The 14,800-nt window shown below is 41.2% G+C and carries 9 protein-coding genes; 7 read left to right on the forward strand and 2 right to left on the reverse strand.

Annotated features, from left to right (window positions below; all coding sequences use genetic code 11):
- Positions 1 to 41 precede the first annotated feature (41 nt).
- Positions 42 to 191, reverse strand: coding sequence for a hypothetical protein (locus NRI27_RS04910; RefSeq protein ID WP_317941839.1), 150 nt, complete (start codon positions 189 to 191; stop codon positions 42 to 44).
- A gap of 339 nt (positions 192 to 530) precedes the next feature.
- On the opposite strand from NRI27_RS04910, the gene NRI27_RS04915 reads away from it, so the two are divergent.
- Positions 531 to 1,898, forward strand: a complete 1,368-nt coding sequence (locus NRI27_RS04915; protein WP_371390054.1) for an aldehyde dehydrogenase — start codon at positions 531 to 533, stop codon at positions 1,896 to 1,898.
- Between the two features lie 72 nt (positions 1,899 to 1,970).
- On the opposite strand, the gene NRI27_RS04920 is transcribed toward NRI27_RS04915, so the two are convergent.
- Complete coding sequence (locus tag NRI27_RS04920; RefSeq protein WP_371389791.1) at positions 1,971 to 3,566, reverse strand: ATP-binding protein; 1,596 nt, start codon at positions 3,564 to 3,566, stop codon at positions 1,971 to 1,973.
- A gap of 98 nt (positions 3,567 to 3,664) precedes the next feature.
- Here NRI27_RS04920 and NRI27_RS04925 point away from each other — a divergent pair, with 98 nt between their 5' ends.
- From NRI27_RS04925 to NRI27_RS04950, 6 genes are all read left to right on the forward strand, one after another.
- Entirely contained in the window at positions 3,665 to 4,711 is a 1,047-nt protein-coding gene (locus NRI27_RS04925; protein ID WP_371389792.1) for a M42 family metallopeptidase, read from the forward strand.
- A 14-nt stretch (positions 4,712 to 4,725) separates the two neighbouring features.
- On the forward strand, positions 4,726 to 6,216 hold the full coding sequence (locus tag NRI27_RS04930; protein WP_371389793.1) for a UDP-N-acetylmuramoyl-L-alanyl-D-glutamate--2,6-diaminopimelate ligase: 1,491 nt from the start codon (positions 4,726 to 4,728) through the stop codon (positions 6,214 to 6,216).
- A 122-nt stretch (positions 6,217 to 6,338) separates the two neighbouring features.
- Positions 6,339 to 7,913, forward strand: a complete 1,575-nt coding sequence (locus tag NRI27_RS04935; RefSeq protein WP_317941834.1) for a peptide chain release factor 3 — start codon at positions 6,339 to 6,341, stop codon at positions 7,911 to 7,913.
- Positions 7,914 to 8,917: 1,004 nt separating this feature from the next.
- Positions 8,918 to 11,983, forward strand: coding sequence for an efflux RND transporter permease subunit (locus NRI27_RS04940; protein ID WP_371389795.1), 3,066 nt, complete (start codon positions 8,918 to 8,920; stop codon positions 11,981 to 11,983).
- Positions 11,984 to 12,397: 414 nt separating this feature from the next.
- Positions 12,398 to 13,153, forward strand: coding sequence for a TerC family protein (locus tag NRI27_RS04945; protein WP_371389796.1), 756 nt, complete (start codon positions 12,398 to 12,400; stop codon positions 13,151 to 13,153).
- 273 nt (positions 13,154 to 13,426) lie between these two features.
- A complete protein-coding gene (locus NRI27_RS04950) occupies positions 13,427 to 14,779 on the forward strand; it encodes a TrkH family potassium uptake protein (protein WP_371389797.1) in 1,353 nt (450 codons plus the stop codon).
- Positions 14,780 to 14,800 lie beyond the last annotated feature (21 nt).

Here is a 14,800-nt window from a genome sequence, read left to right on the forward strand (position 1 = left end):
AAAGCTTCCCATTTTCAAGTGGAAAGCTTTCTGGCATGTATTTATTGTGTAGGGTCTTCGTTTGTTTGTTGATCCATTTCACCAAAGTAGAGGAAAGTTTCATCATTTAGGTCTGAGATGCGCTCCTTGTTGAGTCCTAATGAAAGATTTCCTTCAAAAATTGTTTCCCACCAAGTTTCTGTTGTTGTCATGTTCATTTCCTCCATTCGTTTTTCGTTGTCATTGTTGGTATGTGCTATTTCTTTACCCGAGAAAGTGAGTAGTTTAAACTGAATACATGAAAAAAGATCCTAAGGCCTATGTGTTGATTGTTGTGTGATTTATCTTTTCTTTCCTTTTTCGACGTATTTTTTCCTTGATTTCACGTGGAATGATGACAAGATTTCGATGATTTACGTATACCTATTATATGTTGTCGTATATTGAACCAAACTGCGTAATTGGTCGGAATTTGATGGTTAGTAAAAACAGTGCTTTTGCTATATTGACTTTTTTGAAGGGAGATTGATTTTGTGACTGTAAAGAAAAATATGGAGTCAATGATTACGTATCAACAGAATTTTTATGCGACAGGTGCAACTAAAAGCGTTGCGTTCCGATTGGACATGTTACATCGTTTGAGAGAAGCGGTTCGTGCCAATGAGAAGAAAATTCAAGAAGCCTTATTAAAGGATTTAGGGAAAAGTTCTTTTGAGGCCTATGTGACGGAAGTCGGTTTTGTTTTGTCGAGTATTACGCATATGATGAAACATCTGGAAGAATGGATGAAACCCGAACAAGTGAAGACGCCCGTTCATTTGCAACCGGCTAAAAGTTTTGTTGTACGGGAGCCATATGGTTCTGTCTTGATTATCGGACCGTTCAATTATCCGTTTCAATTGGTCATGGATCCTTTAGTTGGGGCGATTGCAGCAGGGAATTGCGCGATTATCAAACCTTCTGAAGATGCTCCGCACACGGCTGCGGTTGTACGTGATCTTGTGACAGCTACCTATCCACCTGATTTCGTGCGAGTTGTTGAAGGTGGTGTGGAAGAGACGTCGGCGCTCATACATGCTCCGTTCGATTACATATTTTTTACAGGGAGTGCAACTGTCGGGAAAATTGTTATGAAGGCTGCAGCAGAGAGGCTGACACCTATCACGCTTGAACTTGGTGGGAAAAGTCCTGCAATCGTCGATCAGACCGCCAATATACGAGCGGCCGCTGAACGGATTGTCTGGGGGAAATTTGTAAATAATGGGCAGACATGTGTAGCGCCAGACTTTGTACTTGTCCACGAAAGTGTCAAAGAACATCTTATGAAAGAAATGAAAAATACAATTCGTGATTTTTATGGGAAAGATAGCGCAAAAAGCCCGGATTACGGACGGATTATTAATGAAAAACACTTTGATCGATTAGTGCAGCTGTTGGAAAGAGAGAAAGGACAAATCCTTGTTGGTGGACAAGTAGACCGTCAAGAACTCTATATTAGCCCAACTCTTTTGGATGGGGTGGCGTGGGATAGCCCGTCAATGGAAGAGGAGATTTTCGGTCCAATCCTTCCGATTATCACTTATAAACATTTGGGAGAAGTTATACACCGGTTGCGTCAAATGCCAAAATCGTTGGCGGGGTACCTGTTTTCCGAAAATGATAAAGCACAAGAATACTTTTTAGCGAACCTCTCTTTTGGTGGAGGGTGCATTAACGATACAATTTCGCATGTGGCCAATATCCACTTGCCGTTTGGTGGGGTCGGGGCTTCGGGTATGAACGCTTATCACGGTCAAGCGAGCTTTGAATTGTTTTCGCATAAGAAATCAATTATGAAAAGAAACTCGAAAATTCCTGTCCGTATAGGTTTCCCCCCGTATGGCAATAAGCTGTCGGTCATTAAAAAGATTCTTAAATAATTGAGATGCGTTAAAGGCATCGCCAAATCATTTAAAAACCGCATGAACCCTGATTCATGCGGCTTTATGAGTTTATCTGGTAGTCGTATACGTGTAATCTTGTTTAGAAAATGAACTGATTGGCAACGTAATGGTTATTTCAGCCCCTTGTTTCGCCCGTTCATTTATCTCGATTGTGCCGTCATGATCGAGAATAATTTTTTTGGAAATGACGAGTCCGAGACCAGCGGCGCCGTCTTTGGTTGTAAAGAATGGCGTAAATAATTGATCAAGTGTCTCTTGATGGAACCCAGAGCCAGTATCTCTTATTGTTATCGTCAGGATGTCATTTAAGATGGTATTAGTAAACGAGATGCTTCCTTTGTTAGGGTTTGCATCAATTGCGTTTCTAATCAAATTAATGAATACTTGCTTAAGGCTTTCTTCATTACCAATAACAGTTGTTTGGTATTCCGCTAGATAAATATCGCAACCAATGTCTTTTGCAATCAGTTCATGTTCGAGATGTGAAATGACTTCCATGATTAAATGTTCAACATCTATTTGCTTCCGTTCTTTAATATTCGGTTTCGATAATATTAAAAACTCATTAGCGATCAAATTGATTCGTTTAATTTCATTTTCCATAATCTCGCTAAAGGCACGATAAGGATTCGCTGGGTCATTGTTCATCATCTGAACAAAACCGTTTATAGACGTCATTGGGTTGCGGACTTCATGGGCGACAGATGCGGCCATTTCACCAATGGCATTCAGCTTGATGGCTTCCATTTTGATGCGCTCGACTTGTATCCGTTCTGTCATATCACGAACGATGACCGAAATAGCAATGACGTTATTGTTTTTGTCCTTAATGGGTGCAAGCGTTGTCGCTGCCTCGAACATTGTGCCATCTTTACGAATCTCTTTTGTACGTAAGTTTTTGAAATGCCTGCCTTCTAATAGTAATTGGATCCGCTCAGTTACATTATCTTCATCAGATGGATGGTACAAAGTAATCCGCTTTCCTATACAATCTTCTTTCTTCCACAAATACAACTCTTCAAATGCAGGATTGACAGCTAGTATTTTCATGTCAATCGCAAAAACAGCGATGGCGTCTTGTGCGTACTCGAAAAACAAATCCAAGTAACCTGAGGTGGATGTGGATTCAGGAAGTTGATCTTTAAATAATATTGAAAGCTCTGTTGACCGTACTTTGAATGTAAAAAGAAGAAGGACAAGCATTCCGATGATGACGGTTGTGAAAATGAGTAAAGAGGCATTGTTCATCGGTTGTACGGTAAGCTGCACATACCTAACTATAACAATACATTCAATAGTTGTAATGAGGAGAAGCGACATTGATAATACGGTATGTTTAAAGAGCACAGCTAAAATAATGGGTAAAAGTAAAAAATAGATGAAAATTAATTTATGCTCAATAAGAAATAATGAAATTAAGTAGAAATGGCTCGTACTAATCATGATCGGTATGAGAAAGGTCAGCATAAAATTGCGAGAAAGCATATAGTGCAAGCAACCTGTTATAACAGCGCCTACTGCAATGATAGAGAGGTATTCATAATGTTTTACTGATATAATAAAGAGTAGTTGTGCTAAAACAATGAAACTAAAAAAGAGTAGTAAATACTTAGTTTGTGTGAGGATGAATTGATCGGTTTTCATTGATGCACCTCTCTTAGAAGTAGTATTATATGTATCATACATGATTTATCGAGGAATGAAAACAGAAGTTTCAGAAATAGAAAAGAGGTTGAGTGTATATGAAGCGTTTTAATGAAAAACGTACGGTTAAGTTATTGGAAAAGTTAGTGAAGACACCAAGTCCATCTGGTTTTACGGACAAAGTGATGCAAGTAATCCGTGAAGAGTTAACGAGCATTAAAGTACCGTTTGTGCAAACAAATAAAGGCGCGATTATTGCAACTGTCAAAGGGAAAGATGATACGCGTCATCGATTGTTGACGGCACACGTGGATACACTAGGAGCAATGGTCAAAGAAGTGAAAAGCGATGGCAGGTTAAAACTTGCTATGGTCGGCGGTTTTAACTGGAATGCGGTTGAAGGAGAATATTGTCGTATACATACTGCTGGTAAAGAAGTGAGAGGAACCATTTTAATGCACCAGACGACCGTTCATGTGTATCGCAATGCAGGAACTGCCGAGAGAAGTGCGGAAAACATTGAAGTACGTATAGACGAAAAAGTAAAAAATGCTGCAGATACAAGAGCGCTAGGGATTGAAGTAGGCGATTTTGTTTCGTTTGATGCGCGCTTTGAAACGACTGAAAGTGGGTTTATTAAATCAAGGCATTTGGATGATAAAGCGAGTACAGCTTTGTTGCTGGATTTACTTTGGACAATAAAGGAAGAGAACGTGGAATTGCCGCATACAACGCATTTCTATATTTCGAACAATGAGGAAATTGGTTACGGCGGAAATTCTAATATTCCTCAACAAACAGTAGAATATATAGCCGTTGATATGGGTGCGATTGGTGATGGCCAATCATCTGATGAGTTCACGGTTTCCATTTGTGCAAAGGACTCTAGTGGTCCTTACCATTACGGCTTGACGCGGCATTTGACAGCTCTTTGTGAAAAAGAGAATGTGCCGTTTAAATTAGACATTTACCCATACTATGGTTCGGATGCATCTGCTGCTATTCGGGCAGGCTTTGACGTGAAGCATGCTTTGTTTGGTCCGGGAATTGAATCGTCTCATGCGTTAGAGCGGACACATGTTGATTCATTACGTGCAACGGCACAGTTGTTATATGCTTATGTGAATTCAGATATGATGGATTGAAGGAGAGTCTTGTGATGAATTGTAATGAATTATTTGACGTGTTGCCAATTAAAACAATAGAAGGGATATTACCAGAACAGGTTACTGATCTTGCGGTAAATTCTCGTTCCGTTAATGCGGGAGGGGCATTCGTTTGTATTAAAGGGTTTACAGTCGACGGACATATGTATGCACAAAATGCAGTAGAAGCGGGTGCTCGTGTCATTGTCGCGTCGGACCGGATCGACGTAGATACGGAACGAGTGGCGGTTGTCTATGTTGACGATACAATGCGAGCGATTTCATTACTGGCTCCTCGGTTTTATCGTTATCCGTCGAAAGAAATGACGATGATTGGTGTGACAGGAACGAACGGGAAGACAAGTGTCAGCAATATGATGCATGCGATTTTGCGTCATATTGGCGAAAAGTCTGCAGTGACCGGGACAATCGGGTTTAACTTGGATGGTGTGTTGTTTGAAACTGAAAATACGACGAATGATGTATTGACAACTCAACAGCTAATTCGACAAGCGGCGAATGCAAATTGTTCGACGATGACGATGGAAGTATCGTCACATGGTCTGTTGGAAGGAAGGCTGGCAGGTACGGAGTTTGACATTGCTGTCTTTACGAATTTATCGCATGATCATTTGGATTTCCATGGCAGTATGGATAATTACGGCCATGCAAAAGGTCTTTTGTTTGCGCAACTCGGACAAGACTTGGAGAAAAAGAAGTTTGGTATTGTCAACTGTGATGACCTTTGGGGAGAGCGTATGAAAAAGATGACCGCATTCCCTGTCTTGACGTATGGAATTCATCAGTCTGCCGATTTTCGTGCGTCAGACATCGTTTTAAGTGATAAAGGGACTTCTTTCCATTTGGATTCACCTGAAGGCAGATTTGATGTATCAATGGCACTCATTGGCGAGTTTAATGTTTACAACGCCCTTGCTGTCATTGCTGCGTTATATGCGAAAGGAATTCAAATGGAGTCGATAATTGAAGGTCTAGCTGTTATTCCGGCTGCAAAAGGACGAATGGAGAAAGTAGAGACGGATTTACCGCTCACAATTTATGTCGATTATGCGCATTCGCCGGATGCAATCGAAAAAGCGATTCAAGCTGTATTACCGTATAAAGGTACTGAAAGAAAATTAATTTTTGTCATCGGTACAGGTGGCAATCGGGACAGGTTGAAACGTCCATTTATGGCAGAAAAGGCTTCGATTGCGGACTACGTCATTTTGACGACAGATGATCCGAGAGACGAGCCATATACGTCAATTCTTTCAGAGCTTGAAGTGGGCATGCAACATGACCAGTACGCGTGTATTGGAGACCGTGAGGAAGCGGTTCGGCATGCAGTTGCAGTTGCTAATGAAGGAGACATCATTATTTTCGCTGGTAAAGGTCACGAGGATTTCCAAATTATCGGGAAGGAAAAATTTCCGCATTCAGATGCAATGATTGCGCTTGAAGAAGCAGAGAAGAAGTTTGGTCATCAAGTTCGTGAGCAATAATAGTGAGAAGGGCTGTCTGTTTAGGCAGCTCTTTCATTTTGATTAATTCTGAAGAAAAAAATGTTGAAAATGGATTGCAATCTGTCTATGCTTAAAAAAGCGGAAAAGAAGGAGTTATTTATATGCAAAAATCGATACATGATGAAATTTTATCCCGGCGGACATTTGCGATTATCTCGCATCCAGATGCCGGGAAAACGACGATGACTGAAAAACTGCTTTACTTCGGTGGAGCTATTCGTGATGCGGGGACTGTAAAAGGGAAGAAAACTGGTAAATATGCCACTTCTGACTGGATGGAAATTGAAAAACAACGGGGAATTTCGGTAACGTCTTCTGTTTTACAATTTGACTATGATGGTAAACGAGTAAATATTTTGGATACCCCTGGCCATGAAGATTTCAGTGAAGACACGTACCGTACATTAATGGCGGTAGATGCAGCTGTCATGATGGTCGATTCGGCAAAAGGGATCGAGCCACAGACGATCAAATTGTTTAAAGTTTGTCGGATGAGAGGCATTCCGATCTTTACGTTCATGAACAAAATGGACCGACAAGGGAAAGAGCCGTTGGAATTGATGGAAGAGCTTGAAGAAGTGTTAGGAATCGAGTCATACGCAATGAATTACCCTATTGGGATGGGGAAAGAATTTATTGGCGTGTACGATCGTTACAATCAACGAATTGAGCAAGCGCGTGTTGAAGGGGAAAGTCATTTTCTTCCGTTAAATGAAGACGGTGAGCTTGCGGTTGAACATCCGATGACAGAGACGTCCTATTACAAGCAAGCGCTTGAAGACGTTTTACTGTTGAATGAAGCAGGGAACGAGTTCGATACTGAACGTGTTGCAAAAGGTGAATTAACACCTGTATTTTTCGGCAGCGCGCTGACGAACTTCGGGGTGCAAACATTTTTGGAAACGTTCTTAAAATTTGCGCCTTCACCACAACCGAGAATGACGAAAGATGAACAGGCAGTGGATCCAAAGGCTGAAGAGTTTTCAGGCTTTATCTTCAAAATCCAGGCGAATATGAACCCCGCACACAGAGATCGAATCGCGTTTGTCCGGATTGTTTCAGGCAGTTTTGAAAGAGGCATGTCCGTCACCATTCCGCGTATTTCAAAGACGGTTAAGTTGACGCAAACGACGCAATTTCTCGCGGATGACCGTGAAACGGTGAATGAAGCGGTTGCAGGTGACATTATCGGCTTATATGATACAGGGAACTATCAAATTGGCGATACAGTAGTTGGTGGAAAGTCCAACTTCCAATTTGAAGCATTGCCACAGTTTACGCCTGAACTATTTGTTCGTGTGACGGCCAAAAACGTTATGAAATCAAAGCATTTCCATAAAGGGATTCTTCAGCTTGTGCAAGAAGGGGCTATTCAATATTACAAGACGCTGCATACCGAAGAAGTGCTGTTAGGCGCAGTCGGTCAACTACAGTTTGAAGTGTTCGAACATCGTATGAAGAACGAATATAACGTTGAAGTGCATATGGAACATATTGGTTCGAAGGTGGCACGTTGGATTGAGAATGAAAGTGACGTGAAAGATTCGATGACAGGACAACGGTCGATGCTCGTGAAAGATCGATACGACAACCTCGTCTTTTTGTTCGAGAATGATTTTGCACTCCGCTGGTTCGGTGATAAGTATCCAGATATTCGATTGTACAATTTGTTATAAGGATTAGGTTTGGCTGGATAGACTTGAAATGAGTCTATTCGGCTTTTTTGGTTGAGGGGAGAATGCTGCGTTTTGCGGGGTTATGCGGCGAATGGGGAGGAGAATACGGCGTTTTGCGGATTTATGCGGCGAACGGGGGAAGAATGCTGCGTTCTGGGAATATATGCGGCGAACGGGAAAAATATGCCGCGTTCAGATGGGTTGCTTTGTTTAGAGGAAAGACATTCGCCGCCGAAGGTAAAGTTAGTTTACATATTTGGCTAGCATAATTGTTCCGTGGATAGCTTGAAGTGTTAGTAAGTAGCAGACGCGCTAAAATGGGTTTTGACAAATTAGGGTTTTATGTTTTGGGATGGGGAATTTTTGTTTAGTGGATTTTTTGCGGCGAAGTGGGTGGAGAATGCGGCGTTTTGCGGAGTTATGCCGCGAATGGGGGAAGAATGCTGCGTTCCGTGAATATATGCGGCTTAAGGGGAAAATATGCCGCGTTCAGATGGATTGCTTTGTTTAGAGGAAAGACATTCGCCAAAGTTAAAGTTAGTTTACATATTTGTCCAGCATAATTGTTCCGTGGATAGCTTGAAGTGTTAGTAAGTAGCAGACGCGCTAAAATGGGTTTTGACAAACTAGGCTTTTATGTTTTAGGTATGGGGAATTTTTGTTTAGTGGATTTTTTGCGGCGAAGTGGGAGGAGAATGCGGCGTTTTGCGGGGTTATGCGGCGAACTGGGGGAAGAATGCTGCGTTCTGGGAATTTATGCGGCGAACGAGGGAAGAATGCGGCGTTCTAGGAATTTATGCTGCGAACGGGGAAAGAATAGGCTGCGTTCTCGGAAGATATGTGGTGAGTGACTTGTTTAAAGTTTGTTTGGTTAGGGGATGTGTGACAGAGTGATGGAATTTTTAGAAGAGAGTTGGGGGATGGTGAGAGTTCGTGTTTGATGTTCATAACTACATTCAATATGATGGATATAGTGATGTGGTGATGTAGAAAGGAATGGGCGCATGAAGATCAGTAATTTTGCAATAAAGAGACCGGTCTTTACGATTGTGACGATGTTTCTTGTCATTATTCTTGGAGCGGTATCTTTTTTAAAGATTCCAGTGACATTAATTCCGGAATTAAATCCTCCTGTAGCGGTTGTGGTAACAAATTATCCTGGGGCTTCTTCAACTGAAGTAAGTGAAAAGTTAACGAAACCGTTAGAAGATAGTTTATCAACAGCACCTGGATTGAAATCGATGCAATCTTCGTCTCAGGAAGGTGCTAATTTCATTTTATTAATGTTTGATTGGTCTACAAAGATTGATGATGTGCAGCTAGATATTTTACAGCGGATTGATCAAGTGCCAATTCCGGAAGGTTCAAATGCTCCCCGGTTTATGAAATTTGATCCGTCGCAATTTCCTGTCATTCAGTTATCGTTACGGACTTCGGCTGAGGATGCGGATATTCGGAATCTTGCGGAGCAACTTGAGAAAGAATTACGCCGGACGGAAGGTGTTGCGAGTGTAACGGTATCCGGCAAATTAGTGGAAGAAGTCCAAGTAGTACTTGACCAAAACAAATTAGGCAGTTACGGACTTGTCCAATCGGATGTCGTGCAAGCAATCCAGGCAAATAATGTATCGATGCCAGGTGAGCCAATTGAAACGGATGATGGAAAACAATTGACGACTCGGATTCTCAGCTCGTTAACGTCTGTCGAAGATATTCGTAATGTACTGATTAACATGGATCCGTTAACAGGTAAGAAAGTAAAAGTTGCAGATGTTGCAGATGTTGCGCTTGTTGAACCGAAAGCAACATCTGAAACGAGAGCGAATGATGAACAAGCAGTGCTCATGTCTGTATTGCAGGAGTCAGGTGCGAATACAGCGACAGTATCGACAGCTTTCAAGGAATCGCTGGATGCATTGCTTGCAAAAGAGAACTTTAAGGACATTGAAGCGGACATTTTGTTTGACCAAGGGGATTATGTAAAATTGGCAATTGGGAACATCGGCCAATCTTTACTTCTTGGTGGTTTATTTGCAATGGTTATTCTGTTTTTATTTTTACGAGGCATTAAAAGCCCGATTATTATAGGAGTGGCGATACCTTATTCGGTCATTGTCACATTCGTGCTGATGTTTTTTGCCGATTTTTCGCTAAATATTATGACGCTTGGTGCATTGGCGCTTGGCATCGGAATGCTTGTAGATAACGCCATTGTTGTCATCGAAAACATTGAACGGCATTTGGCAATGGGGAAAGATCGAGTGGAAGCTGCTCGAGATGGGGCGAAGGAAATTAGTGGGGCCATTACGGCTTCGACATTAACGACGTTAGCTGTATTCGTTCCAGTCATTTTTATTAGCGGATTGATCGGACAAATCTTTACAGAGTTCGCGTTGACGATTTCCTTTAGTTTGTTTGCTTCGCTTGTCGTTGCTTTGACGGTAGTACCAATGATGGCTAGTCGAATGTTAAAGAAACCACGTAAGAACTTGGAAGCAAGGAGACGGCGTTCTAAAACAGTAAACAACTTCGAGCGATCTGTGAAATGGTCGTTAAAACATCGTGCCATCGTATTGACGATGACAGTATTGTTACTCGCTGGAAGTGGTTTTAGCTTATTCAAAGTTGGAACAGAATTTCTACCTGCAACAGATGAAGGGTTCTTCAGTATTGCAATCGATTTGCCAAATGGTTCAGCACTTTCATCCACAAATGAGGTTGTTGAAAAGATTGAGACAAGGTTGAAAAAGGAAGAAGACATTGAGGTGTATGTCAGTCTAGTCGGGGGAACACAGCAAAGTATGGCACAAGGGGGTTCCGAATCCAACACTGCTGAAATGTATGTCAAACTTGTTCCTATGGAAGATCGAGAACGCTCTGTGTTTGAATTTGTAGATGATGTACAACCGGAAGTTTTGGACCTGGTAGGCGAAGATGCACGCGTTAGCTTCAATATGCAAACGGCTGCTGGATCCAGTCCGAACACCTTGTCGTTTTCATTGCAAGATACGAATGAAGAGCGGCTAAACAGTTCTGTTGCCAAACTGAATGATGAGCTGCAAAAGATGGATGGCGTATTAGAAGTCTCTAATAATTTGCAAGACACGATACAAGAAATCCATATTGACGTCAATCGTGAGAAAGCATTTGAACAAGGACTTGCACCTTATCAAATTGCTCAAACTGTCAATACGATTACTCGTGGTGCTTTTGCTACACAGTTTGTAGATGACAAAGAAGACGTCGTTTCTGTTTTGGTGAAGTATGATGAAAAATTTCGGGACAGTATTGAGGCGTTGAAAAATATTAAATTACGAACGCAAACGGGGCAATTCGTTCTTTTGAAAGATGTTGCGACCATTTCAGTCGCTGAAGGTCCTGTGTCCATCCAACGGGTCGACCAAGCGCATTCAGTAACATTTGATGTCAAATACGAATCCTCTTTATCATTAGGTGAAATGACTGCAGAAGTGAATACGCTCATTGACAAAATTGATTTACCTGATGAGACCGAAATGGCTTATGGGGGAGACAGAGAACTGTTTGAGAGTGCGATCAATGACATGTTATTAGCAATCGTGTTGGCTGTCGTGTTAGTGTACATTGTTATGGCTGCTCAGTTTGAATCGTTCAAGTATCCATTTGTCATTATGTTTTCTGTGCCGTTAATGGTTATCGGTGTGGCGTTAGGACTTTTCGTAACCTCTACCCCAATCAGTGTGACAGCGGTAATTGGGGTGCTAGTACTCGTTGGAATTGTCGTCAATAACGGTATTGTCCTTGTTGATTATATTAATCAACGGAAGGAAGCGGGCATGTCATCCTATGATGCAATCATCGCTTCAGTAAGGGACCGTGTAAGGCCGATTTTGATGACTGCTTTGACGACCATTTTAGGATTGTTACCATTAGCACTCGGGTTAGGAGAAGGGACAGAGATGAACCAACCGATGGGGATTGCGGTCATCGGTGGATTGATCAGTTCAACATTTTTGACGCTCTATATTGTACCCATCATTTATAGTTTGTTCGATCGCCAGACGAGAAGACGCGCAGTTGAACCTGAATGAATGAAACCCTTGGAAGCTTGCTCAAAGGTAGCTTCCAAGGGTTTTTTAATGAATTAGAAGTGTAAGTATTCTTTTTGAAAGACTATATATAAGCAGAATCGACGATATCGGTGTCTCAATTCATCTTAGAAAGTGAGGTGGAAAGAACTGTGATTTTTTTTCGTAAGTAATTGTCCTCGAAAACGATTAGTGATATAATGATAGGAGAGCACTCAGCAACTTAATTAAATTTCTTTTGACGGTTGTCAAAGGGGAGTAGCTATAGGGAAACCTATTTCATAGTCGTCAATACATGGGCGTTGTCCATCGGTTATGATAGCTGGATTTTTCGTTTTGAAAATTTCTGACTTAGCGAGACCTTTGCCTTTATTAGGTGAGGGTTTTTTATTTTGTGAAAATAAGGAGGAAATTTAGTTGGAAGCAATTTTATTGGAATACGCATGGGTGCTAGTCGTTTTGATCTTTTTAGAAGGTCTATTGGCAGCTGATAATGCAGTTGTTATGGCGGTTATGGTGAAACACTTGCCGAAAGTCCAACAGAAGAAAGCGTTGTTTTACGGATTGCTTGGAGCATTTGTTTTCCGTTTCGCGGCATTGTTCATGATTACTTTTTTGGTGAATATCTGGCAGATTCAAGCGTTAGGAGCAGCCTATCTATTGTTCATCGCCATTAAGAGTTTAATGGATAAAGGGAAAGGTGCAGATGGCCATGCGACCAAGAAACCACGGAAACAATCTGGCTTTTGGATGACGGTGCTGAAAGTTGAGTTGGCGGATATCGCTTTCGCGCTCGATTCAATGCTTGCTGCTGTAGCGTTGGCAGTGACCTTACCTGAACTTGGTGATTTCCATATCGGTGGCATTAATGGTGGTCAGTTCACCGTCATGTTGATTGGTGGTATTGTCGGCCTCGTCTTAATCCGATTTGCGGCTAGACAGTTTGTCATCCTTATTGAAAAATATCCAGTACTGGAAACAACGGCATTTATTATTGTTGGGTGGGTAGGCGTCAAATTGGCAGTCCTTGCATTAGGACATGAAAAGTTAGCAATCATTGATACGGCATTCCCGCATTCAACACTTTGGAAGGTCATTTTCTGGACTGTCCTTGGAGCGATTGTTCTTTTCGGTTATTTGACTGCACTCGCGACAAAGCGTAAAAAGGCATAATGATTGAGAGCTGGTACATCTTATGAGGTGTATCGGCTTTTTCTTTGTCTAATTATCGAGTTAAAAAAATGATTGCGTTGCAAAGAGACATTTGAGATAATCATTTTTATGTCTGTGGACGGATTTATTGAAACTTTACACCCACTGTTTGCGTACAGTTGAAAAAGGACTTTTTGAAGGATGAACGTGTTGGATACCGCAATCCTTTCTTTTTTAGGTAAAGTTCTCTAAACTAGATAGATGATTCCTTCTACAAAGAAAGGTACTGATGGCATGAAGAAGCTTACAAAGGAGAGTTTGCATAGATTCACCCCTGCGCAAGTAATCGTATTTTATTATTTTTTGGCAATTGCTTGTTCATTTTTATTACTGAATTTGCCTGGTGTCTATTTGCCTGGCGTTAAAGTTAGCTTTATTGATAGTCTTTTCACCGCTGTCAGTGCTGTCAGTGTAACAGGCTTAACACCCATCAGTATAGGGGATACTTATACAGTTTTCGGTCTCTGTATGTTAATGCTTGTGCTGCAATTAGGCGGAATCGGTATTATGTCGATAGGTACATTTTTCTGGCTTCTCGTGAAAAAGAGAATTGGCTTGCGGGAACGTCAATTAATAATGGTCGATCATAACCAATATTCATTTGCTGGTGTTGTGCAGCTCATAAAACAAATTGTTGGGATTATTTTCATTATTGAAATTACGGGTGGTATCATTTTAACGTTATACATTATGCGTTTTTATGACACATTTAGTGAAGCGTTGCTTAACGGGATGTTTATGTCCGTGTCTGCAACGACAAATGCCGGTTTTGACATTACAGGAGCATCCTTACATCCATACTATAATGATTATTTTGTTCAGTCCGTCATAATGGTGCTCATCATTCTTGGGGCGATCGGTTTTCCTGTCCTTATTGAAGTGAAAGGGTATTTTTCTAAAAAAGTTCCAAACTTCCGCTTTTCGTTATTTACGAAAATTACTACGGCAACATTCGGATTGTTGCTCGTTTGGGGCGCAATTATGATTTTCATTTTGGAATCATTTCATTCATTTAAAGGAATGACATGGCATGAAAAGATATTTACGTCTCTCTTTCATTCAGTATCGGCAAGGTCAGCAGGATTGACGACGTATGATATTACAAAATTTAGTGATGCGACAGATATTTTCATTTCATCGTTAATGTTCATAGGTGCTTCTCCAAGCTCAGTTGGAGGCGGAATTCGAACGACGACGTTTGCAATCGCTATATTGTTCCTCATAAACTTTGCACGTGGAAATAACGTCATCAATATCTTTAGGCGTGAAGTGAAGCTTGTGGACGTGTATCGATCATATGCTGTCATCCTTCTTGCGGCAATGATGGTCATGACTGCATTGTTAATATTGCTCGTAACTGAAAAGAATATCCCGGTAGTCGCATTGTTGTTTGAAATCACATCCGCGTTCGGTACGTGTGGGATGTCACTTGGTATTACATCTGATTTATCCGTTGTCGGTAAAGTAATTATCATGATTTTAATGTTTATCGGACGAGTGGGACTTATTTCGTTCTTATATACATTAGGTGGAAAGACGAATAAAAGACCTTATACGTATCCAAAAGAACGAGTCATTATTGGATGAGGGAAATAATAAAAAAACGCG

The sequence above is a fragment of the Sporosarcina sp. OR05 genome, from assembly GCF_041414805.1.
GTDB classification, from domain to species: Bacteria; Bacillota; Bacilli; order Bacillales_A; family Planococcaceae; genus Sporosarcina; species Sporosarcina saromensis.

Excerpts from the sequence above, each read along its gene's own strand:
- NRI27_RS04910 (WP_317941839.1), bottom strand. The coding sequence starts at position 191 with ATGACAACAACAGAAACTTGGTGGGAAACAATTTTTGAAGGAAATCTT.
- NRI27_RS04915 (WP_371390054.1), top strand. The coding sequence starts at position 531 with ATGGAGTCAATGATTACGTATCAACAGAATTTTTATGCGACAGGTGCA.
- NRI27_RS04920 (WP_371389791.1), bottom strand. The coding sequence starts at position 3,566 with ATGAAAACCGATCAATTCATCCTCACACAAACTAAGTATTTACTACTC.
- NRI27_RS04925 (WP_371389792.1), top strand. The coding sequence starts at position 3,665 with ATGAAGCGTTTTAATGAAAAACGTACGGTTAAGTTATTGGAAAAGTTA.
- NRI27_RS04930 (WP_371389793.1), top strand. The coding sequence starts at position 4,726 with ATGAATTGTAATGAATTATTTGACGTGTTGCCAATTAAAACAATAGAA.
- NRI27_RS04935 (WP_317941834.1), top strand. The coding sequence starts at position 6,339 with ATGCAAAAATCGATACATGATGAAATTTTATCCCGGCGGACATTTGCG.
- NRI27_RS04940 (WP_371389795.1), top strand. The coding sequence starts at position 8,918 with ATGAAGATCAGTAATTTTGCAATAAAGAGACCGGTCTTTACGATTGTG.
- NRI27_RS04950 (WP_371389797.1), top strand. The coding sequence starts at position 13,427 with ATGAAGAAGCTTACAAAGGAGAGTTTGCATAGATTCACCCCTGCGCAA.